Genomic DNA, 24,183 nt, shown 5'->3' with positions numbered 1-24,183 from the left:
CTGCCCCTGAACAGCCTCGAGCGGACCGTCAGTCCTTGGCGGTCTGCTCGAGGACCAGCCCGAGGTAGTGCGCCGCTTCCTCGGGCGTCACGCCTGAGGAGTAGATGTCATAGGTCAGGCCGGCGCGCACCGTGCGGCACTCGACCTCCTGGTAGCTCGAGCCGGTCCGCTCCGCGCCGGTCGGGAGACCGGTGGTGGGGTCGACGGCCTCGGCCCAGATCGACGAGCACTGGTAGCCGTCAACCTCGGTGAGTTCGTAGTGGGTGCCGGACTGGTCGAACTCGAACGGACCGTGCGGGATGAGCGGACCGCCCTCGCCGGGCGCGATCGTGATCGCGAGCTGCGGGGGCCGCACCTGCGCGGCGGGGTCGATCGTGGCCGGGATGTCGAGGTAGGTACGGACGGCGACCTCGCCGTACATGCCGTCCAGGCGGGCGGTGGCCTTCTTCTCGCTCTCAGCGGACCCGTCGACGATGGCCTTTGCCTGAGCGATGTCCTCGGGGGTCGTGGCCTTGACGTCCTCAGCGGTCACCGACGACAGCGCGATGAACCGGTCATCGAGGCGGTCGGGCAACGTCGGCAGTTCGGCGGCGGTGGCGCCGGGGTTCTCGACAACCTCCGGCAGGCCCACGCCGAAACCGACGGCACCGGCGAGAAGGACGACTCCGGTAGCAGCACCGGCGAGGGAAGAACGTGCGATCGGCATCGGGCCATCATGCCCGGTCCACCTGAGAGTCCCGGACCCTGCCTACAGGTCGGAACCGTCGGGCAGCCGGACGTAGTCCAGGCCGCGCGCCCCGAGCAGCCGGCCGAACTGGCCGTCGATGATGCCGAGGCCCTCGCCGGAGTAGATCCGGTCGTGGATCGCCACGTTGCGCGCAGCGCCCACGGATCGGGCGAAGTCGACGCCCTCACTGGCGCGCATCCAGGGCGCGCACACCGGCGCCAGCAGTACGTCGACCGGCAGGCCGGGCACGGTGAGTGCATCGCCGGGGTGGAACACGGTCTGGTCCTCCACGGTCAGGACGTACCCGCTGTTGTGGAACCGCGGCAGGTCCGCGTGGATCACGGCGTGCAGCTCCCCGATGGCGCGGATGCCGATGGAGCCGATCTGCCAGGTCTGGTCCGGCGCGACGACGGTGACCCGTTCGGCGACGTCCGGAGCCGAGTCCCTGATCTGAGCGGCCACGGCGGCGATCGTGAAGATCGGCGCGTCGGTCGCCCGCAGGTGCTCGGGGTCGTAGTGGTCGACGTGCTCGTGCGTGATCAGCACGGCGTCGACCCCGTCGACGGCCTCGCGCTGGGTCCAGCAACCCGGGTCCAGCACCACGGTGGTGCCCTCGGTCTCGATCCGCACGGCGGCGTGCCCGAACTTCGTCAGTCGCATGGCTCCAACGCTAGCCGGTCTGGTGGTGCACGAAGCACCACCGCCAGTCCTCGCCGGGCTCGATCGAGCGCATCACCGGGTGCTGCTCCTCGCGGAAGTGCGCGGTGGCGTGGCGGCCGGGCGAGGAGTCGCAGCATCCGACGTGCCCGCAGGACAGGCACATCCGCAGGGCAACCCAGCGTTCGCCTTCAGCGGCGCAGGCCGGGCAGGCGAGTTCGGTCGGCGGGTCGAGGAGAGGCAACGACGCGAGGTGCTCGCACCCGTCGGCGCGGCTCACGGTCGTCGTATTCCGGAGCTCGGCGCGTTCGGCCTCGGCGGCGTCCAGCATCGATTCCTCGACGTCGAGCATGGCGAGCACCTCGCTGATGATCTCCGACGGGACCGTGCCCGTCGAACGGATCTCCAGCACCCGGCGCCGTTCGGCGTCGATCATCTCCCCGCGCCAACGGGCGTAGAGGTCGCTCGGGCTCTCCTCGCCCTCGGTGGTGCCAAGGCGTTCCCAGGCGGCGAAGTTGCGCTGCTCGATGCGCTGGATGATCAGGTCCCTGACGCGATGGGGGTCGCTGCAGTCCTCGGCCAGTTCGTCGAGCTTGTGGAAGCCGGCCTTGGCGGCCTGCTGCAACAGCGTGGCGCGGGCAAGGGCGTCGTCGTGCGGGTCGGGCGAGGGAACGCGCAGTCGTCGGGCGACCCACGGCAGGGTCATGCCCTGGCCGAGCAGGGTGCCGGCCACCACCGTGAACGCGATGATCAGCAGCACCTCGCGGTGCGCGGTGTCCTCGGGCACGGTGAACGCTGCTGCGAGCGTGACCACACCGCGCATGCCGGCCCAGCCGATGAGGAACGAGTAGCGCCAACTGGCCCGCTCGCCGGTCACCGGGTCCGGGCCTGGACGGATCAGCAGGTACCGGGACACGAACACCCACACCAGGCGCAGGACGACGACCGCGACCAGCGTTGCGGCGCACGCAGTCGCGATGGTGCCGACGCCGAACTCGCTCTCCCCCACTTCGGCGAGCAGCCAGTCGGCCTGCAGTCCGATCAGCAGGAAGACGGTGTTCTCGAGGACGTAGGCGATGGTGCGCCAGTTGGTGCGTTCCGCGATCCGCGACTGCGCGGTCTGCAGGATCGGCGCGACGTGGCCGAGCAGCAGGCCGGCGACGACGACGGCGACCACACCGGAGGCGTGGATCTCCTCAGCGAGGATGTACGACGCGAACGGGATCACCAGCGAGATGGCGGTGTCCATCAGCGGGTCGGTGATCTTCTTGCGGAGGAAGCCGACCACGAGGAACGCGAGGACTCCGATGACGAGGCCGCCGCCGGCCGCACGCACGAAGTCGAACCCGACCTCCCACACCGTCACGGTGGTCCCGATGGCCAGGACCGCCGTGCGCAGGGCCACCAGGGCGGTCGCGTCGTTGAGCAGGGACTCGCCCTCGAGGATCGTGACCACGCGGCGCGGAAGCCCGATCCTTCGGCCGATCGCGGTCGCAGCGACCGCGTCGGGAGGCGCGACCACGGCGCCGATCGCGAGCGCAAGCGGCCAGTCGATCTCGGGGATGACGGTCTTGACGACGGCGCCGACACCGACCGTCGTGAACGCCACCAGCCCGACGGAGAGCAGCAGGATCGGGCGCCGGTTGGCGTTGAAGTCGACGAGCGAGGTGTTGACCGCGGCGGAGTAGAGCAGCGGCGGCAGCAACCCCAGCAGGACCACCTCGGGTTCGAGCCGCAGTTCGGGCACACCCGGCACGTACGACGCCGCGACGCCCACCACGACGAGGGTCAGGGGCGGCGGGATCTCGACGCGTTCGGAAATGGCGGTGACCGTCAGCACCACCACCGCAATGGCAACCAGCAGGAAGGCGATGTCCATGGCTATGCGTCCTCGGGGGTGGTGGCGAGGGCGCGAATCTGGAGGTCCAGGTCGCGCCGCCCGACGCGACTGATCATCGCCTCGATGACCTCGATGCCGCCATTGGGACTGGCGAGCGCGTGCTCGAGCTCGGGGCGCGACGTGACCCGCAGGTGCGGGATCCGGGCTGCCCCACACAAGCTGCCCAGGTCCATGCCGTGCGGCGTTCCGAAGAGCCGTTCGAACGACGCGGCGTGCGCGGGAGCGCCCTGCTCCAGCATCGAGAAGATCGCACCGCCGTCATCGTTGGCGACCACGATCGTCAGGTTCGGGCGCGGCTCCTCGGGGCCGAGAACGAACGCCGTCTGGTCGTGGAGGAACGTCAGATCCCCCATCAGTGCGAGGTTTCTGGCCGAATCGCGGCGACCGAGCGCGGCACCGATCGACGTGCTGATCGTGCCGTCGATGCCCGCGAGACCACGGTTGGCGATCACCTTGCGACGGGTGCCGACCGCCGGCGGTCGCGCCATCACGTCCAGGTCGCGCACCGGACTCGACGCGCCCACCACGAGCAGCCCGGCGGCGGGCAACGCTGCGAATGTGCTCCCCGCGACGTCGTACGGCGTCAGGGTGGGCTGGTCCGCGAGCAACCGGTCGATCCGACGACCGAGGGCGCGGTCGGCGTCTTTCCAGGCGTCGAACCAGGCCGGGTCGTCCACGTCGTCCTCGCCCCAGCGGGGCGCGAAGATCGCCGTCGAGCGCTCCGGCTTCGGCGGCCAGATGCCGCGGCCCGGCACGACGAGCACCTCGACATCGGGGCGCTCGAGGAGCCGGGTGACGGGACGGGACAGGGTCGGGCGACCGAAGACGACGACCCGCTCGATGCGCGCGCCGAGGTCGGTACCGAGCAGCAGGCGGTAGGTGCGCAGGGCGTTCTCGCCGGTGCGGGCACCGCTCGTCGGTTCGGCCAGGAGCGGCCACCCGGCCGTTTCGGCGAGTTGGCGGGCTGGCGGGCCCGAGTCGTCACCGGCCACCACGACCGTGCGCGGACCGCGGGTGAGCAGGGTGGTTTCGAGGCTGGTCGCTGGCGCTCCTCGCACGTCAACCCCCGGCTGGCGCGCCATCGGCCCGTTGGCTGTCTCGACAAGCTCGACCGACGGACGGGTCACGGGCCCGGCGGGCACGAGAGGGGCATCCAACTGCAGGTTCACGTGGACGACGTCATGGGGACCTGCTGCGACGGCATCGAGCGCGGCCACGGTCGCGACGTCGTACGACTGCAGGAGGGGGCCGAAGATGCCGGTCTGTTCGGTGGTCTGGTTGGCGCCGGTGCCGCGCAGGCGAGCGGGTCGGTCGGCGGAGACCACGATCAGGCCGACGCCTGCGTGGATCCCCTCGAGCACCGCCGGGTGGAGGTTGGCGACGGCCGTCCCCGACGTGGTGAGGACCGCGGCGCGCGAGCCGCTCTTGGTCAGCCCGAGGGCGAGGAAGCCGGCGGTCCGTTCGTCGATCCGCGTGTGCAGGCGGGCTCCGCCAGCCTGCGCCGCTGCCCACAACGCCATCGACAAGGGGGCATTGCGTGATCCCGGCGCGACGACGACGTCGGTGACCCCGGCCCGGGCGAGCCAGGCGACCAGGGCGTCCGCCAGGGCGGCGGCGCTGTCAGCAGCGCTCTCGGGCGAGGTCGGGGAGGTCATGATGGACGATTCTCCCGCAGCGAGCGCACTGCGGCGAGCCTGGCCTCCCAGTGCTCGACCCGGTCCGGAGCCGCACCCAGCGCCGTCAGCTGTTGTACGTCGACCGTGGGCCGTTGCACGGGCAGGGCTCCGTCGACGGGGAGCAACGGGTGGGCCACCACGTCCGAGGTGAGGAGCTGCACCGTGGCGAGCCCGCAGGCGTACGGCAGGTCGGGCAGCGCGGCCGCGAGCGCAACCCCGGCGGCGATGCCGACCGAGGTCTCGAGCGCGGACGACACGACGACCGGCAGGCCGATCCGTTCGGCGATCTCGAGGCAGGCACGGACTCCGCCCAACGGCTGCACCTTGAGCACGGCGATGTCGGCGGCCTCGAGATCCCGCACCCGATAGGGGTCCTCGGCCCGGCGGATCGACTCGTCCGCTGCGATCGGGACGTCCACGCGGCGACGAACGCGGGCGAGGTCCTCGACGGACGCGGTCGGTTGTTCGGCGTACTCCAGACCGCCAGCAGCACGATCGAGGCGACCGATCGCGAGCACTGCTTCGTCGACGGACCAGGCGCCGTTGGCGTCGACCCGGATCCGGCCATCGGGTCCGAGCGCGTCCCGCACCGCTTCGACCCGGGCCTCGTCATCAGCGAGGGTCTGGCCGGGTTCGGCCACCTTCACCTTGGCCGTGCGGCAACCGCCGTCGAGCACGATGGCGTGCGCGCGCTCCGGACCGACGGCAGGGACGGTGACGTTGACCGGGATCGAGGACCGGAGCGGTGCCGGCCAGTCGCCGGCAGCGGACTCCTCCGCGCAGCGCAGCCAGGCCTCGGCCACGTCGGGGGGGTACTCCAGGAAGGGGCTCCACTCACCCCACCCGCCGGGCCCGCGCAACAGCGCGACCTCGCGGACGGTGATTCCACGAAAGCGCGTGCGCATCGGGATCGCGACGACCTTCACCGGGCGACCTCCTCGACGAGCGAGAGAAGGCCCCGGCGGTCGGGCTTGCCGTTCGGCAGCAGCGGGATCTCGTCCAGGACGACGAACTGGCGCGGCGCCCAGGCGCGGGGGTGGGCCTCGGCGACCCAGGCGCGGAGGGTGGTTTCGAGGCTCGTCGCTGGCGCTCCTCGCACCTCAACCACCGACGGCACTCCGGTGGTTGAGGTGCGAGCGTCAGCGAGCCTCGAAACCCCCGGAGCGACCACCACGAAGGCGACAACGCGGTTCCCCCACTCCGCATCCGGCACACCGAGCACTTCGACCGCAGCGATCGACGGATGGGCCAGCAACCGCTCGGCCACCGCGGGCCCGGGGACGTTCAGGCCACCACTCACGATCACGTCGTCGATCCGCCCGATCACGACCAGTCGCCCGTCCTCGTCGATCCGGCCGGCGTCGGAGGTGAGGAACCACCCGTCGACGAGCGTCCCGCGCGTCAGGTCGGCCTGGTCGACGTACTCGGTGAAGAGGGTGGGGCCGGCGATCCGGATCCGGCCAGCGTCGCCGAGCGCGACGGCGACGCCGTCGAGGGGCAGACCGTCGTACACACAGCCACCGGCGGTCTCGGCGGAGCCGTAGGAAGCGACGACATGGACGCCGGCGCCGGCCGCACGGGCGCGCAGCGCAGGGCCGATCGGGCCGCCGCCGAGCAGCACCGTGTGGGCCCGCTGCAGGGCAGCCAGGCCCGCGGGATCGTCGAGCATCCGGGTCAATTGGGTCGGGACGAGCGAGACGAACCAGCCACTGCCCTCGGGCCAGCCATCGCGCTCCAGCAGGATCGGCTCGTGACCGGCCGCCAGCGACCGCGCGATGACCTGGACCCCGGCCACGAAGGTCGGCGGTACGGCGAGGACCCACGGCCCGGTGGCGCCCATCCGGGCGGCCGACGCGTGGACCGATGCCAGCAGGGCTTTCCGGGTCAGCAGGACCCGCTTCGGAGCCCCCGTGGATCCGGACGTCTCGACCACCAGGGCGCGCGCGGATGTGTCGCCCTCGAACAGCCACGAGCGCAGGCCGTCGACCACCTCGGCGGGGTTGCCGCGCACCGGCCAGATATCCACCTGACAGACGCTAGCGGGAGGGGCGAGGATGGGCGGCGATGAGCACCCCTGTCTCGGACACAGGATCGGGCACGTCGGGCGTCTTCCGTCGCCTGATCCCGCCCACTCCCCTGTCGCGCCGCCTCGCTGTCCAGTCGATGCTGTTCTCCACCGGCGACGGTGCGTTCGTCACGGGAAGCGCTGTCTTCCTGACCCAGGTGGTCGGCATGTCGGCGGGCAAGGTCGGCATCGCGATCACCATCGCGGGCATTGCGGAGTTCCTGTTCGCATATCCGGCCGGGCGGGTCGTCGACAGGTTCGGCCCCAAGCGGGTGTGGGTGATCTCGACCGTGTTCCGGGTGGCGTGCTTCTGCGTGCTCCCGTTCGTCGGTTCCTTCTGGGAGTACGTCGCCCTGGCGATCACCTTCGCCGTGTTCGAGTCCGCGGGCCATTCGTCCCACCACGCCTACGTCCTGGACGTCCTGCCACCCAAGGAACGGGTGGAGACCCAGGCGTACATGTACTCCGCGCTCAACGTGGGCTTCACCCTCGGCGCGATCATCGGCGGCATCGCGCTGGCCTTCGACAACCTGACGGTGATCCGCTGGACGCCACTGTTCACGGCGGCGTTGCTGCTCGCGAACGCTTTCTGGATCAGCCGACTCCCCGCCGCGCCCCATGACCTGCGCGTCGCCAGCGGCGAGCAACGGGTGAAACCGGTCGGCCCCGGGCCCATGCGCAACTGGGGCTGGATCCTGGTGTCCTTCTTCCTCGGCACCCTCTGGACCAACCAGGTGCTGCTCCACGTCGTGATTCCGCTGTGGCTGGTCGAGGCCACCGACGCACCCCACGTGCTGCTGGCCTGGCTGTTCGGCACCAACACGGTGCTCTGCATCTTCCTGCCGGCGTACACGTCCAAGGGTGTACGGACGCTGGATGACGCGCTGCGATACACGTGGATCAGCTCGGGTTTCTTCGTGATCTCGTGCGTGATCACGATGGCCACCCACTCGACGGTCGGCCTGATCACTGTCTTGCTGGTGTGGCTCGGGCACGTCACGGTGACCGGCGCCGAACTGGCCGTCTCCGGCGCGAGTTGGTCCTTCCAGGCTGAGCTGATGGACCCGAAGCGGCGCGGCGAGTACCAGGGCGTGAACGACGTGTTCGGTGCTCTCGGCTCCCGCTGGGCGCCGGCGCTCTACACGTTCCTGGCGCTCTCGTGGGGCGCCGAGGGCTGGCTGGTCATCGGCGGCATCATCGTGGTCGCGACGATCTGCATCGGCCCGTCGGTCCGCATCGCTCAGGGCTTCGCCCAGCGGAACTTCCCGGAGGAGCAGGAGGAAGTGGAGCCCGTCGCCACGGCCTAGAGTCCGGGGCGGACGGCCAGTGGCACCGGCTGCTCCGGTGTGTTCGGGGCGAGCAGTTCGCGGACCCGGCGCAGCACCGTGCGGGTGATCTCCAGCTCGGCCTCGCCGAACTCGTCGGCAAAGGCTCGTTCCAGCGCCATGATGTGGTTGAAGCCTTCCTGCGCGACCTTGGCGCCGTAGTCGGTGTAGCGAACGAGCTTCGCCCGTCGGTCCGACGGGTCCTCGACCATCTCGAGGATCCCGAGCTTGACCATGTCGCGGATCGCCTCACCCATCGACTGGCGGGTGATGCCGTTGCGCGCCGCCATGTCGGCCGCCCTTGCCCCTTCCGAGGGAAGCGTCGCGAAGACCGCGTTGTGCGACGGCGCGAGCTCCGTGTAGCCCGCACGGTGGCCGTTGGCCAGCATGTCGTCGCGCAGCGCCCGCGCCGCCTTCTCGGCGAGCGCGATGAAGGGCTCGAAATCCGGGCGGACCAACTCGCTTGACATTTGACAGGCTACCTTCCATTATTTGACAGGTCGCCTTACTTTATCAGGAGTTGCCATGAATGCACCAACGATCCGCTCCCAGGTCGCCCGGCTCTTCCGCCCGCTGCGCTCCAGCGGCACCCGCACCGTCCGCGCCGCCATCGAGCAGGAGTTCTTCGCCGTCGACTTCTTCAACGGCAGCAGCGTCCACCCGACGCGGGTCCGGGACGCCGTCGCCGGTCGGCCCTACGCCCCCTGGGTGAGTTTCGAGCCCGGCGGCCAGGTCGAGCTCAGCCTCCCCGTCTCGCCCTCCGCGAGGGTCGCCGCCGAGCACCTCGCCGAGGTGACGCGGGCGCTCGCGGCAGACCTGCTCGGCGCCGGGATCGTCCTGTACGCCCAGCCGGTGCGGACATCCGAGCCCACCACCCCCAGGTTCCTGCGTTCCCCGCGGTACGACGCCATGGAACGCCACTTCGACACGATCGGCCCCGCCGGCCGCCGGATGATGCGCCACACCACTTCGACCCAGGTGTGCCTCGACTGGTGGCCGGGCCGCGCGGGCCTCGAGCAGTGGCGACTCCTGCTCCTCGCCGGTCCGTTCCTGGCCGCCGCGACCGCACACAGCACCGGCCCGACCGGCCGGCTCACCACCTGGCTGGCCGCCGACCCCGACCGGACTGCATTCGACGACCGACTCCTGCACGGCGACCCGGTGGCGGCGTACTCCTCCTTCGCGGCCGGCGCCACGGACTTCCTCGGCGAAGGCATCGAGGCCCATCTGTCCACGCTCTTCCCGCCCGTGCGGCCGCGGGGCAGCTACCTGGAGGTCCGGTTCCCGGACGGCCAGCCGACCGAGCACGTCGGTGATCTGGCCGAGGGCCTCGCCGGCCTGTTGTACGACGACGAGCGCCGCCGTTCGGCCCTCGCCTCCCTGGCGGGCGAACAGTCCCGGCTCGCCGAGCACTGGGCGGCTGCGGCCGCCGGGACCGGCGACGTGGAACGCGGCCTGGCGCTGCTCACCGGCTCAACCCGCACCCTGGAGGTGGCGGCATGAACGTCCTCGTGGTCACCGACCCGGTGGCCGGCATCGACCCCACCATCGACGCGACGGTCGGCCTGGTCGCAGCCCTCCAGCGCCTGGACGTCCCGGTCTGGGTCAGCACTCCCGCGGACCTGTCGGTCGTCGACGGCCGGGTCCGGACCCTGGCCGCGCGCGTCGTCCTCGCCCCACGGAAACGGGGCAACGACCACCGCTGGCTCGTGGAGCGCGACTGGTTCCGTGTCATCGAGCGAACGCACTTCGACGTCGCTGCCGAGATGGACCTGGTGCTGCTGCGGATCGATCCACCCGTCGATGCGCGGTACCTCCACACGACGTACCTCCTCGACCTCGTCGAGGCGGCCGGCACCCGCGTCACCAACCGGCCCGAGGGCGTGCGCGCGCTGCACGAGAAGGCCGTTGCCCTGCACTTCCCCGAACTGTGTCCGACCACGCTGGTCACCGCTCGGGTCGCGGAGATCCAGCGGTTCGTGACCGATCACGGAGCGGCGGTCATCAAGCCCGTCGACGGGTTCGCCGGAACCGACGTGTGGCTGCTGCAGGACGACGCGTCCGCCCGGGCGCTCGCGGAGTCGGCGACTGCGGGAGGGACCCGGCACGTGATCGTGCAGGAGTACCTCGCTCGCGTGGAGGCCGGCAACAAGCGCCTGTTCGTGCTCGACGGGGAGATCGTCGGCGCGGTGTTGCGCCGCCCCGACGACGGCGACTTCCGGATCGGCGCGCCCAGCGCGTCGGCCGAGATCGACGACGCGGACCGCCGCATCGCGGACTCCCTGGCTCCCCTGCTCCGCCAGCACGGCATCGCCCTCGCAGGACTCGACGTCATCGACGGCCGCCTGATCGAGGTCAATGTCACCTGCCCCGGCGGGATGGCCAAGACCGACGCCCTGCTCGGGACCGACCTGTCCGGCGCGATCGTGCGCCGACTGCTCGACCTCGCACCCAACCCCACCACCCCGGCAACCCTGAAAGAGATGGCCTCCTCATGAGCACGATCGTGATCACCTGCATCGCCCTGATGGGCATCCTGCTGTTCCTCCTCGGCGCCAACGTCACCCGCCACCGGGCAATCCGCGGCGACAAGGGCCCACAGATGCCGACCGATCCCGCCGACCGCCTGCTGATCGCGCAGCGCGCGCACGGCAACGCGGCGGAGTACGTGCCGACCCTCGTCGTCCTGCTCGTCGTCTGCTCGACGCTGACCGACGGGTGGTGGCTCGACGCGCTGGCGATCGCCGCGGCCGCAGCGCGCTTCACCCACGCCTACGGCATGCTCCGCGCCACGACCCTCGCGGCCCACGGCCCCGTCCGCGACTCGGGCGCGCTGTTCACCTACCTGGCCGGCGTCGCCCTCGGGGTGACGGCGCTGGTCGCGATGTGACCTCATGAAGGAACACCGGAAGCGACCACTGATCGGCATCGCCGGTCACGGGTACGACGTCCCGCGGCCCTTCGGCACCCTCCCGGTGCACGGCGCCCCCCGGACGTACGCGACGGCGGTCCGGGCGAGCGGAGGGCTGCCGGTGATCGTCCCGCCCGGCGCGGGCGTCGAACTGCTGGACGTGCTCGACGGACTGGTGCTCACCGGCGGCGGGGACATCGACCCCGCTCGCTACGGAGGCCGGCCCGGGTCGGCGATCGACGTGGATCCCGCCCGCGACGACGACGAGATCGAGCTGGTCCGGGCAGCGGCCGCGGCCGGGGTCCCCGTGCTGGGTGCGTGCCGTGGCCTGCAGGTGCTCGTCGTGGCGTTCGGCGGCACTCTGCGTACCGACGTGGACCACCAGCATCCCGCGGCGGGGCACGCTGTCACGACCGCACCCGGTTCGATCGTGGGCACCCTGATCGGCGCCGCCGCAACGACCAGTGCGCTGCACCACCAGGCAGTGGAGGATCCCGGACCGACGTGGGTCCCCACGGCCTGGGCGGGCGACGGGGTGATCGAGGCCGTCGAGCCACGGATCCCGGGCTGGCCCGTGCTCGGCGTCCAGTGGCATCCCGAGATGTCCTGGAACGAATGGCCGCACGACCCGACCGGCCCGGCAATCTTCGGGTGGTTGGTCGCGACAGCAGAAAAACGTTCGACACGAACACCGGTGCCGTCGTAAAATCGTCTTGATGTCAAGACAGCTCTCGGAACGAATCACCCGCCTCGCCGGCCCGACCCCGCTGGTCCGCCGCCTGTCCGCACAGTCGGTGCTCTCCGCCTTCGGCGACGGTGTCTTCCTCACCGGTAGCGCGGTCTTCTTCACCCAGATCGTCGATCTCTCCCCCGCCCAGGTCGGCCTCGGCCTGACCATCGCCGGCGTCGTGTCCTTCTTCCTGGCGGTGCCCCTCGGCAAGCTCAGCGACAAGTACGGCGCCCGCCGCGTCTGGGCGATCGCGTCCCTCATCGAGGCCCTGCTCTACATCGCGTGGTTGGCCGTCGGCGGCATCTACACCTTCATCGCGATGATGATCCTGCTCGAGGCCGTGCAGGTCGGGAGTCGCGCAGCCCGCAACGCGTACCGCTTCGACATCTTCCCGCGCGAGGAACGCGTCTCCTCCAACGCCTACTTCCGCGCCGCCCGCAACGTGGGCTACACCTTCGGCGCACTGCTCGCCGGCATTGCCCTGGCGACCAACAGCAACGACGTGATTCGCGCCGTGCCCCTGATCACCGCCGGGTTGTTGCTGCTCAACGCAGTGCTCGTGTCACGACTCCCGGCCGCCGTACACGCGGCGACGGAGGAGGCGGCCGAGTCGGCCCTCGAAGCCGCCTTCGAGGACGCGGGCGACAAGCAGAGCGCGCTGCGCAACCGTGGCTACCTGTTCATGTCGATCTGCGGGGGCGTGCTGGCCACCCACCAGGTCCTGCTCAACGTCGTGATCCCGTTGTGGCTGGTCGAGGAGACCGACGCACCGCGGGTGCTGCTGGCCTGGCTGTTCGGCACCAACACCGTGATGGCCGTGGCCTTGCAGGTCGCGGCCGCCCGCGGCATCACGACGGTTGCCGACTCGCTGCGCGCCCAGCGACGTGGTGCGGTCTTCTTCATGCTGTCCTGCGGCATCGTCCTGGTCACCCACGACACGATCGGCTGGGTGACCATCGTGCTGGTCTGGGTCGGCCACGTCACCGTCACCGGTGCCGAGCTGTTCCAGTCGGCCGGCGAGTGGGGTCTGCAGGCCGAGTTGTCGGACCCGAACCGCCGCGGCGAGTACCAGGGCGTCTCCCAGCTGGGCCACACCATCGGCTCGGTCTGGGCGCCGGCGGCGTACACGTTCCTCGCCATGGAGTGGGGTGCGCAGGGCTGGCTGGTGATCGCGGCGATCGTGCTGGTGGCTGCCGTGGCCATCCATCCGGCCTCCCGCGCAGCCGAACGCCACATCGAGCGCATGACCCCTGCGCCGCGCCCGGCGCCCGAACCTGCTTGAATCGCCGATCATGGCTACCCCCGCCCACTGGATCGCCGGCGCCCGTCTCCGGACCCTGCCCGCAGCCGTCGCCCCCGTCCTGGTCGGCACCGCCATCGCTGTGTACGACGACAGCGCGGTGTGGTGGAAGGCGCTGCTCGCCCTCGTGGTGAGCCTGGCCCTGCAGGTCGCGGTCAACTACGCCAACGACTACTCCGACGGCATCCGCGGCACGGACGACGAACGGGTCGGTCCGCTGCGCCTGGTCGGCTCCGGGCTGGCGACCCCAGCAGCCGTGAAGCGCGCAGCCTTCCTCGCCTTCGGCGTGGCCGGTGTCGCCGGCCTCGCCATCGCGGCAACCACGTCGTGGTGGCTGGTCGCGCTCGGTGCGGCCTGCGTGCTGGCCGCCTGGTTCTACACGGGCGGCTCGAAGCCGTACGGCTACCTCGGCCTCGGCGAGGTCATGGTCTTCGTCTTCTTCGGACTCGTGGCCGTCGTCGGCACGACCTGGGTGCAGACCGAGTCTTGGGGCACGATCGGCTGGGCGTCCGTCGTGGCCGGTGCCGGTGTCGGCGCCCTGGCCTGCGCGATCCTCGTGGCCAACAACCTGCGCGACATCCCGACCGACACGCTCGCAGAGAAGATGACGCTCGCCGTACGCCTGGGCGATGCCCGCACCCGCAAGTTCTACGCGCTGCTGGTGCTCGCCTCGGCGGCAGCCGTCGTCGGCCTCGCGGCCCTCACCACCTGGTGGGCACTGCTCGGCCTGGGCTTCCTGCTCCCCGCTGCCCGCGCGACGAAGATCGTGCTGGGCGGCGCCCGCGGACCGGCCCTGATCCCGGTGCTGCAGCAGACCGGCATCGCCGAACTCGGCTGGGCGGTCCTCGCCGGACTCGGCCTGGTTGTTGCCTAGTCTTCGTCCTCTTTGGCCTTCATCTCGTCGAACTTGTCGACGATCCGGTCGGCCCGACCGGCGACCCGGTGCGCGAATGCGTTGCGCTGCGGCGCGAGCAGGACGTACGACGCGAAGCCGCTGACCAGGAACGCAGCCATGATGACGATCAGCACGTTGACGGAGTCCGCCACCAGGAACCAGACGCCGAAGATGACAAGGAACGCGGCGACGAACATGGCCGCACGCAGGCCGGTGTAGATCCAGAACTCCTTCACCCGGACAGGGTAGGCGCCGCCCGTGCGTGTCCGGGCACGGGCATCCGCCAACGAGATGACCTGCCCGGGCCTACGCTGAGGGGGTGAAGTTCCTGCTGGTGGTCATCATCTTCGCGGTCGTGACGTATTTGGCGATCCGCTGGATGCAGGACCGCGGCCCCGGCGCCTCCCCGGCCAAGCGCCACCCGTCGCGGCCGCAGCCGCCCAGCCGCCCGATGGCCCCGGACGACGACGAGTCGTTCCTGCGCGATCTGGAGCGCAAGCGCCGCAAGCAGGCGCGTGACGCGAAGCCGCCGGAAGATCCCACTCCACCCGCGCCGCCGGCCCCCACACCCGACTCCTGAGCGCCGCAGTCGGTCAGCGGCCGCCGGCCACCCGCAACGTGGTGGCGGTGACATAGGCCGCCTGGTCGCTCATCAGCCACGCGACGGCGTTGGCGATCTCCTCGGGCTGTCCGGCCCGGCCGAGCGGGATCTGCGGCGCCATCCGTGCCACCCGTTCCGGGTCACCGGTGGTCGCGTGCAGGTCGGTCGCGATCAGGCCGGGCGCGATCGCAACGACCCGGATGCCCCGGTCGGCGACCTCGAGTCCGAGCCCCCGCGTGGCCGCGTCCAGTCCGGCCTTGGCCGCGGCGTAGTGGACGTACTCCCCCGGCGACCCGATGGTCGCGGCGCCCGAGGTGATGTTGACGATCACGCCGCCGCGGTCCAGGACGGCGACCGCAGCCCGGGCGACGAGGATCGGCCCGGTCAGGTTGATGTCGATGGTCCGCCGGATCTCTTCGGTCGGCGTCTCGTGCAAGGGCGCGAAGCGGTACGTCGCGCCGGCGTTGTTCACGACGCCGGTGACCGGACCCACCTCGGCGGCGCGGGCGAACAACTCTTCGATGCCGGCATCCGTCGTCAGATCGGCGCGGACGGTGACGCAGCGGACCCCCCGCGCATGGATCGACTCGGCCGTCGCGCGTGCACTCTCCTCGTCGCTGCGGTAGCCGAGCACCAGGTCGTGGCCCTCGGCGGCGAGGCGAGCGGCGATGGCGGCGCCGATGCCGCGCGTTCCTCCGGTGACGATCGTCAGTGACATGGGCCCCGACTCCGGTTCAACTACCGAATTCGTCGTACCCAAGCCCCGGAGGCAGCAAATTCGGTAGTTGAACCGGGGCCGGTGCGTCGACGAACTGCTCGACGGCGTACGAGTGCTGGCTGGTCGTCGAGAAGTAGTTGATCCCGATGAAGTTGAACCACAGGGTGCCGAGGCCGACGAGCGCGAGCATGGCGGCCTTGCGGCCCTTCCAGCCGGCGGTGGCGCGGGCGTGGAGGTAGCCGGCGTAGACGACCCAGGTGATGAACGCCCACACCTCCTTGGGGTCCCAGTTCCAGTAGCGGGACCAGGCCTCGTGCGCCCAGATCGGGCCGGTGATCAGGACCGCGAAGGTCCACACCGGGAACGCGAACGCGTGCACCCGGTACGCGAGGCGGTCCAGGGCGGGCAGTTCGGGGGTACGGGCGATCCAGCGGGAGAGCGGCCGGCCCTTCTCGGCTGCGCGACGCTCGGCCCGCATCCGGACCAGGTACATGATCGAGGCGATGCCACCGAGGGTGAAGGTGCCGGTGGCGATCACGGCCGAGACGACGTGGATGACCAGCCACGGCGAGTTGAGTGCCTCGGTCAGCGGTGCGACCTCGTCGTGCAGCCAGATCACCGCGGTCATCAGCACGGTCAGCACGAAGCCGACCACGATCGGGCCCATCCAGGCGAGGGCGAACTTCTTGTGCAGGACGACGTACAGGAGGGTCACGACGAAGGTGCCGGACACCGTGAACTCGTACATGTTGCCCCACGGCACCCGGTTCGGGTCCGCGGCCATGCCGCGCCCGAGAAGGGCGACGAAGTGCACCGCGCAGGCGACGATCGTGAGCAGGAAGCCGAGGCGCCCGAGGAAGGCCACCCGCGCTCCTCGCTCCACCTCCGAGGCGGCGGAGGCACTGCCAGCATCGGTGACGTCGCCGCCACCGGCCGCGACGAGCTCCCGCTCATCAGCGGGCTGGCGCAGGGCCGCCCACTCGGCGAGGTGCACGAGCAGCGCCAGGAAGTAGACGAGACCTGCCATCGCAACCGCCTGGTTGCTCAGGTTCTCCCACGCCGTGTTGCTCACTTCGGTGCCTCCTGCAGTTGCGCCATCAGTCTGGCGAGGATCTCGTCCGTCTCGCCGTTGCCGGAGCGATCGAGTACGGCGACCTCGACCCGAGTGCCGCCCGTGCTGTCCATTGTGTCTCCCGCGTCTGCGTCACCAGTGTCGGGTCCGGCCCCGGCGGCGTCCACTGCCACCGCCCGCACCCACACCCGGCGCGGCCGCAGGAACAGCGACGCGCACAGGCCGATCAGCGCGAGCACGACACCGAGCAGGGCAACGCCCTTGCCCGGGGTCTGGCTGATCTGCACCCGGATCCACGGATCGACGCGGTCGAAGGTGACCGTCCCGAGCCCATCGGGCAGTTCGACGGTGTCACCGACCTGCAGGTCGAGGCGGAACGGCTTGCCGTCCTCTCCCTTGACCGGGGTGGCCTTCGACTTGTCGAGGACGTAGACCGACTGCGACCGACCGTCGTCGAGGCCAAGGTCACCGGTGTAGGCCAGCAGCGACAGCGTGGGGAAGAGGTCGTCTCCGAAGACGGTGACCGGGTCGCCGTCGAGCATCTCGAACGTCGGGTAGAACAGCCCCTCGAGGCCGATCTGGCCGGGCTTGGCCGCCGGCGCCTTGACCACACCGAAGGACAGGAAGGTTGCGTCCTGCGGCAGGAACACCGTCGGGCCGGTCGCGACCACATCGCCCTTGCCGTCACGCACCGTGATCACGGGGGCGTACCCGTGGCCGATCAGGAACACCTCGGTGCCGTCCACGTTCAGCGGGTGATTGACCCGGAGCGTGTAGTCCTTCGCGTCGGACTGACCCTCGCGGTAGGACAGGTCGGCCTCGAACTTGCGGGCCTGTCCGGCGCGCGGTCCGTCCTTGAGCCAGTCGACCCGGAACTCGTTGACGTCGAAGCGGAAGTCCTTCATCTGCTGCTGGGTGAAGAGGCCACCCGGCTTGAAGTCGTCGTACTGCGTCAGGTTGTTGCTGAAGGTGCTGCCCTCGACGAGGATCACGCCGCCCTGATAACCCCAGAGCCCGCCGACCGCGAAGCCCGCCAGCACGATCAGCACCGACAGGTGGAAGACCAGGTTGCCGGCCTCACGCAGGTAGCCCCGCTCGGCCGAGACCGCGTCGTCGGGAACCCCGTCGGTCGAGCTCGTCGAGACCCTCAGCCGGTGCCGGCGCCCGAGCACCGCGCGCGCCCGGTCGAGCACCTCGTCCACCGTCAGGTCCGTCGTGTACGACGAATGGACCGGCAGCCGCGACAGGTGGCGTGGCGCCGCGGGGGGCTGGGCGCGGAGAGCGCGGAGGTACACGAAGAGGCGTGGCACGATGCAACCGACGAGCGAGATGGTCAGCAGCAGGTAGATCGCGGAGAACCACGGGGAGCTGTAGACCGAGAACAGGTCGAGACGTTCGTAGAGCGGCGTCAGCTTGGGGTGCTGGTCCTTCCAGCGGGTGACGGCGAGCGAGTCGACGCCCTGCTGCGGGATCACCGAACCCGGGATGGCGGCCAGCGCGAGGACCAGCAGCAGGATCAGCGCGGTACGCATCGAGGAGATCTGGCGCCAGATCCACCGGGCGAACTCGCGCGCGGTCAGCTCACCGGGACGGCGTTCGCGGGCGTCGGGCTTCGGGGCGCTCACAGTGCGGTCTCCCCGAAGTCGACGGTCCGCAGTTGCGCCCACTGCACGATGTGGTCCCACCAGCCGGTGACCATCAGCAGCCCGATGGCGACGAGGAAGAACCCGCCGGTGCGCATCACGAGGACCTGGTGGCGGCGCACCCAGCGCAGCGCGCCGATGGTGCGGTTGTAGAACAGCGCGACGATCACGAACGGGAGCCCGAGGCCGAGGGCGTAGCAGAGAGCGAGGAGCCCGCCGCGGGCCGCGGTCGCGCCGTCGGCGTAGGTGAGGTTCAGGATCACGCCGAACGTCGGGCCGATGCAGGGCGTCCAGCCGATGGCGAACATGGCACCGACGACCGGGGCGGCGCCCAGCCCGACCGCCGGGATCTTGTGCATCCGGAAGTCCCGCTGCAGCCACGGCACGACGCCCGCGAAGACCAGGCCGAGCACGATCAGCAGCAGGCCGAGCACGAGGGTGATCGTGTTCTCCCAGCGCTGGAGCTGCCCGGCGAAGCCGCCGAACGCCGTACCGGCGAAGACGAAGACGACCGCGAAGCCGAGCACGAACAGCAGCGAACCGAGCACCATCCGGCCGCGGCGCTGGCCGGCCTCACCGCTGGCGAGGTCGGCGCCGGACAGGCCGGTGGCGTAGGAGAGGTAGCCCGGGAGCAGCGGCAGTACGCACGGGGAGAAGAAGGAGACGAGGCCGGCGATCAGCGCCACCGGCACGGCCAGGCCGAGCGAGCCGGCCGCCGCCTGCTCCGTGAACCACTCGCCCATCAGTCGGACTCGGCCAGGGTGTCGTCGATCAGCGTGGAGAGCGTGCTCTTCGACGGGATCGGGCCGTTGATCAGCGCAGCGACGCGGCCCTGCTGGTCGAGCAGGATCGTCGCAGGCGTGGCGTGCGGGGCGTACTTGCCCAGGCGCAGCAGGGTCTCGCTGCCCGGGTCGTAGAGCGAGGGGTACTTCACGCCCCGGTCGCGCTCGAACGCCGCAGCGTTCTCGGGGGCGAGGTCGCGGATGTTGATCCCGACGAAGGCCACCTCGTCGGCATCGACCTCGGCCTCGGTGTCGACCAGCATCGGCATCTCGGTGCGGCACGGGCCGCAGCCCGACCACCAGACGTTGAGGACGACGACCTTGCCGCGCAGGTCGGTCACGTCGAGCGCCTCACCCTGGACCGTCGTACCGGCGAAGTCGACGGGGTCTTCACGGTCCGCCTTCGCCACCTCGATGACCTGGCCGTCGCCGGGGACGTAGTCGAGGTCGCCGGTGCCGCCAATGTCCGAACATCCGGCCATCAGCACCAGGGCAGCGAACAACGCCACCGCTCGGGCGACACGAGTCATGCGGGCGGAGTCCCCTCGGGCTTCTTCTCTTCGGGCGCGTCACCGGCGGAGAACGGCGCCGCGATGTCACCGGTCGGGATCAGGTCGATGGCAGGCTCGGCGTAGCTGACCTGGACCAGTTCCTCGCCCGCGAAGTGGAACGAGGTGATCGAGCAGAGCGTGCACTGACGCTTGCGCGGGTCGTGCAGGAACGAGCGCTTCTCGGCCGCCAGGCGGGTGGTCCAGATCGGGAGCTGGTGCGAGACCAGGACGGCCTCGTGACCGGCCGCGGCGACGCGGGCGTCGTGGACCGCCGCCATCATCCGCTCGACGATGAGCTTGTACGGCTCACCCCAGGACGGCTTGAAGGGGTTGTAGAGGTGGCGCCACAGCAGCGGGTTGCGCAGCGCGTTGTTGCCCTTGCCGAAGGTGAGCCCCTCGAACTGGTTGGTTGACTCGATGACCCGCGGCTCGAGGGTGACCTCGAGACCGAGCTTCGCGGCGAGCGGCGCGGCCGTCTCTTGGGCCCGCTCGAGCGGTGAGGAGCGGAGCACGGTGATGTCGTTGGACCCCAGCGCCTCACCGATCCGGTCGGCCATCGCAAGGCCGCGGGTGGAGAGGTGGAACCCGTCGCGGCGGCCGTAGAGGACACCCTCCGGGTTGTGGACCTCACCGTGGCGGACCAGGTGAACGATCGTGTCGGGCGTGCTCATGCGTCTTCTCCGGCGGTGGTTGAGGTGGTCTCGACAGGCTCGACCAGCGGCGAGCGGGCCGCTGCAGCGGCCTCGGCCGCTGCGGGAAGGGCATCAAGGACGTGCTGGACGGCGCGGTCGTCGTGGGACGACGACACGAACCAGGCTTCGTACGCCGACGGCGGCAGGTGCACTCCGCGGTCGAGCATGGCGTGGAAGAAGGCGCCGTACGCCGCCACGTCGGTGCGCTGAGCCTCGGCGTAGTTGGTGACCGGGTCCTCGGTGAGGAACACCGAGAACATCGAGCCGGTCGACTGGATGACGTGCGGGACGCCGGCAGCCGTGAACGCCTCGGCGGCACCGGCGCGCAGCGCGTCGGCGACGACGTCGAGCCGTGCGTAGACCGCGTCGTCGGCAGCGGTCAGCGTGGCGAGGCCGGCGGCCGTGGCGATCGGGTTCCCCGAGAGCGTGCCCGCCTGGTAGACGGGGCCTTCGGGCGCGAGGTGGGCCATGACGTCGGCGCGACCGCCGAACGCGGCAGCCGGGAAGCCGCCACCCATCACCTTGCCGAACGTCGTGAGGTCGGGGGCCCAGCCCTCGACGGCACCGTCGGTGCCCCACTGGCCGGATGCGGAGACCCGGAACCCGGTCATCACCTCGTCGCTGATGAACAGGGCACCGTGGGCGCGGCAGGTCTCGGCAAGGAACTTGTTGAAGCCGGGCGCGGGCGGGACGACGCCCATGTTGCCGGGCGCGGCCTCGGTGATGAGACAGGCGATCCGGTCGCCGTACTCGGCGAAGACGGCAGCGACCGCGGCCGTGTCGTTGTAGGGCAGGACCAGCGTGAGGTCGGTCGAACTGGCCGGCACCCCGGGCGTACCCGGGATGGAGAAGGTGGTCAGGCCCGAGCCCGCCGCAGCGAGGAGCGAGTCGACGTGGCCGTGGTAGCAACCGGCGAACTTCACGATGACATCGCGGCCGGTGAAGCCGCGCGCCAACCGGATCGCCGACATGGTCGCCTCGGTGCCCGAGGAAACCAGGCGCAGGCGCTCGACCGGGGTACGCGCGACGATCGCCTCGACCAGCGCGACCTCACCTTCGGTGGGCGTGCCGTACGACGTCCCGCGACCGACCGCTTCGCGCACGGCGTCGACGACGGCCGGGTGCGCGTGGCCGAGCAGCATCGGGCCCCAGGAGCAGATCAGGTCGACGTACGTGTTGCCGTCGACGTCGGTCAGCCAGGGACCGGAAGCGGAGGCAATGAAGCGGGGCGTTCCGCCGACCGCGTTGAAGGCGCGGACCGGGGAGTTGACCCCGCCGGGAGTCACGGCCCGGGCCCGGGCGAAGAGGGCGTCGGAGCCGCTGGTGGGGCCGGTGGTCACGAGGTCAGGCACCGCGCCATTGTCACTGATCGACCCCAGCGGTCCCCCATCGCGGTCCGAATGGGGCCGGCGGATAGTCCTTCGGGCACATATCACGTCGTCCGCTTTGTGAGCGGGAACATGTGACACCCGTAACGTCGGTGTGTCAAACTTCGTTGTCCAGGTGTCGCGCCATTCGGTTGGTCCACATCGTGGGTCACCGGACTACGCGTGACGCACGGGTGGGCCCAGCGAGGGAGTGGCCCACGGAAATCGGCCGAAAGGCCCGGGGAGAGAGTCCGATACATGTCGAGGAAGCGTCTGGGGCGTCTGCAGCGCGTCGCCACCATCATTCCGCTCGCTCTGCTTTCAGCAGCGTGGACCGCATCCGTTGCCGGCATCGGCAGCGTCGCAGCACCGGTCATCGCCGCTGAGGGTCCGGGACAGGTCACCGACGGCACCAGCGTGCCCGAGGAGTCGATCGAGGACCCGGCCAGCTTCTCCGACCCGGCCAACGTCGAGGGTCTCAACGGTGGCAACGAGGCGGGCATCATCTCCGCCGCGTCGACCAACGCGATCCCGGCCGCCGCTCTCGCCGCTTACCAGCGCGCTGAGACGGTCATCAACTCCGCGGACGAGTCCTGCAACATCACCTGGCAGCTCATCGCCGCGATCGGCCGTGTGGAGTCCAACCACGGTCGCTTCGGTGGCAACGTCCTCAACGACGACGGTGTCGCCACCCCCGGCATCTACGGCCTCCCGCTGAACGGCACGAACAACACCCAGGCGATCTCGGACACCGACGCCGGTGTCTACGACAACGACGCCAAGTGGGACCGCGCCGTCGGCCCGATGCAGTTCATCCCCTCGACCTGGCAGGTCGTCGGCGTGGACGCTGACGACGACGCCGCCCGCAACCCGCAGGACATCGACGACGCTGCTCTCGCTGCCGCCGTCTACCTCTGCTCGGGCGATGGCGACCTCTCCACGGTCGTGGGCCAGCGCGCCTCGGTCTACCGCTACAACCACAGCCAGGCGTACGTCGACCTGGTTCTCAAGATCATGAACGCCTACCTCGAGGGCGACTTCACCTCGGTGCCGAACAACTCGACCGCCGCGGGTTACGTCGTTCCCGAGCCGCCGAACTTCAACTTCGGCAACAAGGGCAAGGGCGGCAAGGGCAGCAGCACCGGCGGCTCCTCCACCGGCGGCAGCACCACCAACCCGGGCACGACCCCCGGCGGCGAGACCCCCGGTGGCGAGACCCCCGGTGGCGAGACCCCCGGTGGCGAGACCCCCGGCGGCACGCCGTCCATCCCGAAGACCAACACCCCGCTCGACCCGGTCATCGAGACCGTCGACGACGGTGTCGGTGCGGTCACCTCGAACCTGATCAGCGGCCTCCTCGGCCCGCTCGTCAAGGCTGAGGCCGGCCCTGCCTGCAAGGCGGCCTACCCGAAGCTCACCCAGACGGTTCAGCTCCTGAACTGCCTGCTGAGCTACGGCCTCCAGGCGCCGTAACCAGAACAACAAGCGAACGGCCCCGGACCTCACGGTCCGGGGCCGTTCGCAATTGGTCGTCGAGCAGACGCGTATCGAGACGCCGGTCAGCGGCGCAGCAGACCGGCGGCCTCGGTCGCCCAGTACGTCAAGATCATGTCCGCGCCAGCGCGGCGGATCGAGGTGAGCGTCTCCAGGATCGCGGCCTCCCGCTCGATCCACCCGTGGGCCGCAGCGGCCTCGACCATGGAGTACTCCCCCGAGATGTTGTACGCCGCCACGGGCACCCCGAAGTCGGCGGCCGCGTCCGCGACGCGGCGCAGCACGTCGAGGTAGGCCAGGGCCGGCTTCACCATCACGATGTCCGCGCCCTGCTCGATGTCCAGGAGGGCCTCACGGACGCCCTCACGGGCGTTGCGGCCGTCCTGCTGGTACGTACGCCGGTCGCCCGTCAGCGAACTGTCCACGGCCTCACGGAACGGTCCGAAGAAGGCGGAGGCGTACTTCGCGGAGTAGGCCAGGATCCCGACGTCGGTGTGACCGGAATCGTCGAGGGCCGCCCGGATGACGGCGACCTGGCCGTCCATCATGCCGCTGGGGCCGACCAGACCGGCACCGGCCTGCGCCTGGACGACGGCCATGGCGGCGTACTGCTCGAGCGTGGCGTCGTTGTCGACCCGACCCTGGGCGTCGAGGACACCGCAGTGGCCGTGGTCGGTGAACTCGTCGAGGCACAGGTCGCTCATCACGACGAGTTCCTCGCCCACCTCGGCGACGACGTCGGCGATCGCGACGTTGAGGATGCCGTCGGGGTCGATGCCGCCCGAGCCGGTCGCGTCCTTGTGCTCAGGGATCCCGAACAGCATCACGCCGCGCAGCCCGGCCTCGGCAGCCTCCGCGGCCGCCTTCCGCAGCGAGTCCCGGGTGTGCTGGACGACGCCCGGCATCGAACTGATCGGCAGCGGCTCGGTGGCGCCCTCGCGGACGAACATCGGCAGGATCAACTGGCCCGCGGACAGGTTCGTCTCCGCGACGAGGTCGCGCATCGCGGCCGTCGTACGGAGACGGCGGGGGCGTACGACGGGACGGTCGATGTCAGTCACAACACCATCCTAGTTT

General features: G+C 70.5%; 25 protein-coding genes. 9 read left to right on the top strand and 16 right to left on the bottom strand.

The features are described from left to right. Window positions 1-28 precede the first annotated feature (28 nt). Genes HRC28_RS05170 through HRC28_RS05145 form a run of 6 tightly spaced genes read right to left on the bottom strand, consistent with a single transcriptional unit; the run spans window position 29 to window position 6,986 of the window. Window positions 29-706, bottom strand: a complete 678-nt coding sequence (locus HRC28_RS05170) for a hypothetical protein (protein WP_182379094.1) — start codon at window positions 704-706, stop codon at window positions 29-31. 42 nt (window positions 707-748) lie between these two features. Continuing rightward, window positions 749-1,387, bottom strand: coding sequence for an MBL fold metallo-hydrolase (locus HRC28_RS05165; protein WP_182379093.1), 639 nt, complete (start codon window positions 1,385-1,387; stop codon window positions 749-751). Between the two features lie 10 nt (window positions 1,388-1,397). Then, window positions 1,398-3,263 carry a Na+/H+ antiporter gene (locus tag HRC28_RS05160; RefSeq protein ID WP_182379092.1) on the bottom strand — a complete coding sequence of 622 codons (1,866 nt, stop codon included), beginning with the start codon at window positions 3,261-3,263 and terminating at the stop codon, window positions 1,398-1,400. A gap of 2 nt (window positions 3,264-3,265) precedes the next feature. Then, window positions 3,266-4,939 carry a 2-succinyl-5-enolpyruvyl-6-hydroxy-3-cyclohexene-1-carboxylic-acid synthase gene (gene menD / locus HRC28_RS05155; protein ID WP_182379091.1) on the bottom strand — a complete coding sequence of 558 codons (1,674 nt, stop codon included), beginning with the start codon at window positions 4,937-4,939 and terminating at the stop codon, window positions 3,266-3,268. Next, window positions 4,936-5,886 (bottom strand): o-succinylbenzoate synthase, encoded by a 951-nt coding sequence (locus HRC28_RS05150; protein ID WP_182379090.1) that lies wholly within the window; start codon window positions 5,884-5,886, stop codon window positions 4,936-4,938. Before HRC28_RS05150 ends, menD begins: the two co-directional genes overlap by 4 nt. Next, complete coding sequence (locus HRC28_RS05145) at window positions 5,883-6,986, bottom strand: AMP-binding protein (protein ID WP_237111711.1); 1,104 nt, start codon at window positions 6,984-6,986, stop codon at window positions 5,883-5,885. Before HRC28_RS05145 ends, HRC28_RS05150 begins: the two co-directional genes overlap by 4 nt. 38 nt (window positions 6,987-7,024) lie before the next feature. On the opposite strand from HRC28_RS05145, the gene HRC28_RS05140 reads away from it, so the two are divergent. Beyond that, complete coding sequence (locus tag HRC28_RS05140) at window positions 7,025-8,332, top strand: MFS transporter (protein WP_182379089.1); 1,308 nt, start codon at window positions 7,025-7,027, stop codon at window positions 8,330-8,332. Here HRC28_RS05140 and HRC28_RS05135 read toward each other — a convergent pair. Beyond that, window positions 8,329-8,820 carry a MarR family winged helix-turn-helix transcriptional regulator gene (locus HRC28_RS05135; RefSeq protein ID WP_182379088.1) on the bottom strand — a complete coding sequence of 164 codons (492 nt, stop codon included), beginning with the start codon at window positions 8,818-8,820 and terminating at the stop codon, window positions 8,329-8,331. The two genes, HRC28_RS05140 and HRC28_RS05135, sit on opposite strands and share 4 nt — an antisense overlap. Window positions 8,821-8,875: 55 nt before the next feature. Here HRC28_RS05135 and HRC28_RS05130 point away from each other — a divergent pair, with 55 nt between their 5' ends. Genes HRC28_RS05130 through HRC28_RS05105 form a run of 6 tightly spaced genes read left to right on the top strand, consistent with a single transcriptional unit; the run spans window position 8,876 to window position 14,165 of the window. Then, a complete protein-coding gene (locus HRC28_RS05130; RefSeq protein ID WP_182379087.1) occupies window positions 8,876-9,853 on the top strand; it encodes a glutamate-cysteine ligase family protein in 978 nt (325 codons plus the stop codon). Beyond that, complete coding sequence (locus tag HRC28_RS05125; RefSeq protein WP_182379086.1) at window positions 9,850-10,848, top strand: glutathione synthase; 999 nt, start codon at window positions 9,850-9,852, stop codon at window positions 10,846-10,848. The genes HRC28_RS05130 and HRC28_RS05125 overlap by 4 nt, the downstream gene beginning before the upstream one ends. Then, window positions 10,845-11,240: an MAPEG family protein gene (locus HRC28_RS05120; protein WP_182379085.1), complete on the top strand. Its 396-nt coding sequence runs from the start codon at window positions 10,845-10,847 to the stop codon at window positions 11,238-11,240. The genes HRC28_RS05125 and HRC28_RS05120 overlap by 4 nt, the downstream gene beginning before the upstream one ends. 4 nt (window positions 11,241-11,244) lie before the next feature. Further along, window positions 11,245-11,967, top strand: a complete 723-nt coding sequence (locus tag HRC28_RS05115) for a gamma-glutamyl-gamma-aminobutyrate hydrolase family protein (RefSeq protein ID WP_182379084.1) — start codon at window positions 11,245-11,247, stop codon at window positions 11,965-11,967. Between the two features lie 10 nt (window positions 11,968-11,977). Next, window positions 11,978-13,273 carry an MFS transporter gene (locus HRC28_RS05110; protein ID WP_182379083.1) on the top strand — a complete coding sequence of 432 codons (1,296 nt, stop codon included), beginning with the start codon at window positions 11,978-11,980 and terminating at the stop codon, window positions 13,271-13,273. 10 nt (window positions 13,274-13,283) lie between these two features. After that, window positions 13,284-14,165, top strand: coding sequence for a 1,4-dihydroxy-2-naphthoate polyprenyltransferase (locus HRC28_RS05105; protein WP_182379082.1), 882 nt, complete (start codon window positions 13,284-13,286; stop codon window positions 14,163-14,165). Here HRC28_RS05105 and HRC28_RS05100 read toward each other — a convergent pair. Further along, complete coding sequence (locus HRC28_RS05100) at window positions 14,162-14,422, bottom strand: DUF4229 domain-containing protein (protein WP_182379081.1); 261 nt, start codon at window positions 14,420-14,422, stop codon at window positions 14,162-14,164. The genes HRC28_RS05105 and HRC28_RS05100 overlap by 4 nt on opposite strands. An 83-nt stretch (window positions 14,423-14,505) precedes the next feature. On the opposite strand from HRC28_RS05100, the gene HRC28_RS05095 reads away from it, so the two are divergent. Further along, a complete protein-coding gene (locus HRC28_RS05095) occupies window positions 14,506-14,766 on the top strand; it encodes a hypothetical protein (RefSeq protein ID WP_182379080.1) in 261 nt (86 codons plus the stop codon). 13 nt (window positions 14,767-14,779) lie between these two features. On the opposite strand, the gene HRC28_RS05090 is transcribed toward HRC28_RS05095, so the two are convergent. Genes HRC28_RS05090 through hemL form a run of 7 tightly spaced genes read right to left on the bottom strand, consistent with a single transcriptional unit; the run spans window position 14,780 to window position 21,597 of the window. Next, window positions 14,780-15,505, bottom strand: coding sequence for an SDR family oxidoreductase (locus tag HRC28_RS05090; RefSeq protein WP_182379079.1), 726 nt, complete (start codon window positions 15,503-15,505; stop codon window positions 14,780-14,782). Window positions 15,506-15,521: 16 nt separating this feature from the next. Beyond that, window positions 15,522-16,577, bottom strand: a complete 1,056-nt coding sequence (gene ccsB, locus HRC28_RS05085) for a c-type cytochrome biogenesis protein CcsB (RefSeq protein WP_182379078.1) — start codon at window positions 16,575-16,577, stop codon at window positions 15,522-15,524. After that, entirely contained in the window at window positions 16,574-18,202 is a 1,629-nt protein-coding gene (locus HRC28_RS05080) for a cytochrome c biogenesis protein ResB (protein ID WP_237111710.1), read from the bottom strand. The genes ccsB and HRC28_RS05080 overlap by 4 nt, the downstream gene beginning before the upstream one ends. Further along, window positions 18,199-18,963: a cytochrome c biogenesis protein CcdA gene (locus HRC28_RS05075; RefSeq protein ID WP_182379077.1), complete on the bottom strand. Its 765-nt coding sequence runs from the start codon at window positions 18,961-18,963 to the stop codon at window positions 18,199-18,201. The genes HRC28_RS05080 and HRC28_RS05075 overlap by 4 nt, the downstream gene beginning before the upstream one ends. Continuing rightward, the gene (locus HRC28_RS05070; protein WP_182379076.1) at window positions 18,963-19,532 is read right to left on the bottom strand and encodes a TlpA disulfide reductase family protein; all 570 of its coding nucleotides are present in this window, start codon (window positions 19,530-19,532) and stop codon (window positions 18,963-18,965) included. The genes HRC28_RS05075 and HRC28_RS05070 overlap by 1 nt, the downstream gene beginning before the upstream one ends. After that, entirely contained in the window at window positions 19,529-20,224 is a 696-nt protein-coding gene (locus HRC28_RS05065) for a histidine phosphatase family protein (protein ID WP_182379075.1), read from the bottom strand. The genes HRC28_RS05070 and HRC28_RS05065 overlap by 4 nt, the downstream gene beginning before the upstream one ends. Then, entirely contained in the window at window positions 20,221-21,597 is a 1,377-nt protein-coding gene (hemL, locus tag HRC28_RS05060; protein WP_237111709.1) for a glutamate-1-semialdehyde 2,1-aminomutase, read from the bottom strand. The genes HRC28_RS05065 and hemL overlap by 4 nt, the downstream gene beginning before the upstream one ends. Window positions 21,598-21,870: 273 nt before the next feature. Between hemL and HRC28_RS05055 the strand changes: the two genes are divergently transcribed. After that, window positions 21,871-23,085 carry a lytic murein transglycosylase gene (locus HRC28_RS05055; RefSeq protein ID WP_182379074.1) on the top strand — a complete coding sequence of 405 codons (1,215 nt, stop codon included), beginning with the start codon at window positions 21,871-21,873 and terminating at the stop codon, window positions 23,083-23,085. An 86-nt stretch (window positions 23,086-23,171) separates the two neighbouring features. Here the strand turns inward: HRC28_RS05055 and hemB are convergent, their stop codons facing one another. Further along, window positions 23,172-24,167: a porphobilinogen synthase gene (gene hemB / locus HRC28_RS05050; protein WP_182379073.1), complete on the bottom strand. Its 996-nt coding sequence runs from the start codon at window positions 24,165-24,167 to the stop codon at window positions 23,172-23,174. Between the last annotated feature and the right edge of the window lie 16 nt (window positions 24,168-24,183).

It is taken from the genome of Nocardioides sp. WS12 (assembly GCF_014108865.1).
Taxonomy (GTDB): domain Bacteria; phylum Actinomycetota; class Actinomycetes; order Propionibacteriales; family Nocardioidaceae; genus Nocardioides.
The sequence above is the reverse complement of the archived record's forward strand: the minus strand, read 5'-3'. Positions and strand labels throughout refer to the sequence as shown.

Excerpts from the sequence above, each read along its gene's own strand:
- HRC28_RS05125 (WP_182379086.1), top strand. The coding sequence starts at position 9,850 with ATGAACGTCCTCGTGGTCACCGACCCGGTGGCCGGCATCGACCCCACC.
- HRC28_RS05115 (WP_182379084.1), top strand. The coding sequence starts at position 11,245 with ATGAAGGAACACCGGAAGCGACCACTGATCGGCATCGCCGGTCACGGG.
- HRC28_RS05070 (WP_182379076.1), bottom strand. The coding sequence starts at position 19,532 with ATGACTCGTGTCGCCCGAGCGGTGGCGTTGTTCGCTGCCCTGGTGCTG.
- HRC28_RS05065 (WP_182379075.1), bottom strand. The coding sequence starts at position 20,224 with ATGAGCACGCCCGACACGATCGTTCACCTGGTCCGCCACGGTGAGGTC.
- HRC28_RS05075 (WP_182379077.1), bottom strand. The coding sequence starts at position 18,963 with ATGGGCGAGTGGTTCACGGAGCAGGCGGCGGCCGGCTCGCTCGGCCTG.
- menD (WP_182379091.1), bottom strand. The coding sequence starts at position 4,939 with ATGACCTCCCCGACCTCGCCCGAGAGCGCTGCTGACAGCGCCGCCGCC.
- HRC28_RS05170 (WP_182379094.1), bottom strand. The coding sequence starts at position 706 with ATGCCGATCGCACGTTCTTCCCTCGCCGGTGCTGCTACCGGAGTCGTC.
- HRC28_RS05160 (WP_182379092.1), bottom strand. The coding sequence starts at position 3,263 with ATGGACATCGCCTTCCTGCTGGTTGCCATTGCGGTGGTGGTGCTGACG.
- HRC28_RS05105 (WP_182379082.1), top strand. The coding sequence starts at position 13,284 with ATGGCTACCCCCGCCCACTGGATCGCCGGCGCCCGTCTCCGGACCCTG.
- HRC28_RS05130 (WP_182379087.1), top strand. The coding sequence starts at position 8,876 with ATGAATGCACCAACGATCCGCTCCCAGGTCGCCCGGCTCTTCCGCCCG.
- HRC28_RS05165 (WP_182379093.1), bottom strand. The coding sequence starts at position 1,387 with ATGCGACTGACGAAGTTCGGGCACGCCGCCGTGCGGATCGAGACCGAG.
- HRC28_RS05055 (WP_182379074.1), top strand. The coding sequence starts at position 21,871 with ATGTCGAGGAAGCGTCTGGGGCGTCTGCAGCGCGTCGCCACCATCATT.
- HRC28_RS05135 (WP_182379088.1), bottom strand. The coding sequence starts at position 8,820 with ATGTCAAGCGAGTTGGTCCGCCCGGATTTCGAGCCCTTCATCGCGCTC.
- HRC28_RS05120 (WP_182379085.1), top strand. The coding sequence starts at position 10,845 with ATGAGCACGATCGTGATCACCTGCATCGCCCTGATGGGCATCCTGCTG.
- HRC28_RS05110 (WP_182379083.1), top strand. The coding sequence starts at position 11,978 with ATGTCAAGACAGCTCTCGGAACGAATCACCCGCCTCGCCGGCCCGACC.
- HRC28_RS05090 (WP_182379079.1), bottom strand. The coding sequence starts at position 15,505 with ATGTCACTGACGATCGTCACCGGAGGAACGCGCGGCATCGGCGCCGCC.
- HRC28_RS05140 (WP_182379089.1), top strand. The coding sequence starts at position 7,025 with ATGAGCACCCCTGTCTCGGACACAGGATCGGGCACGTCGGGCGTCTTC.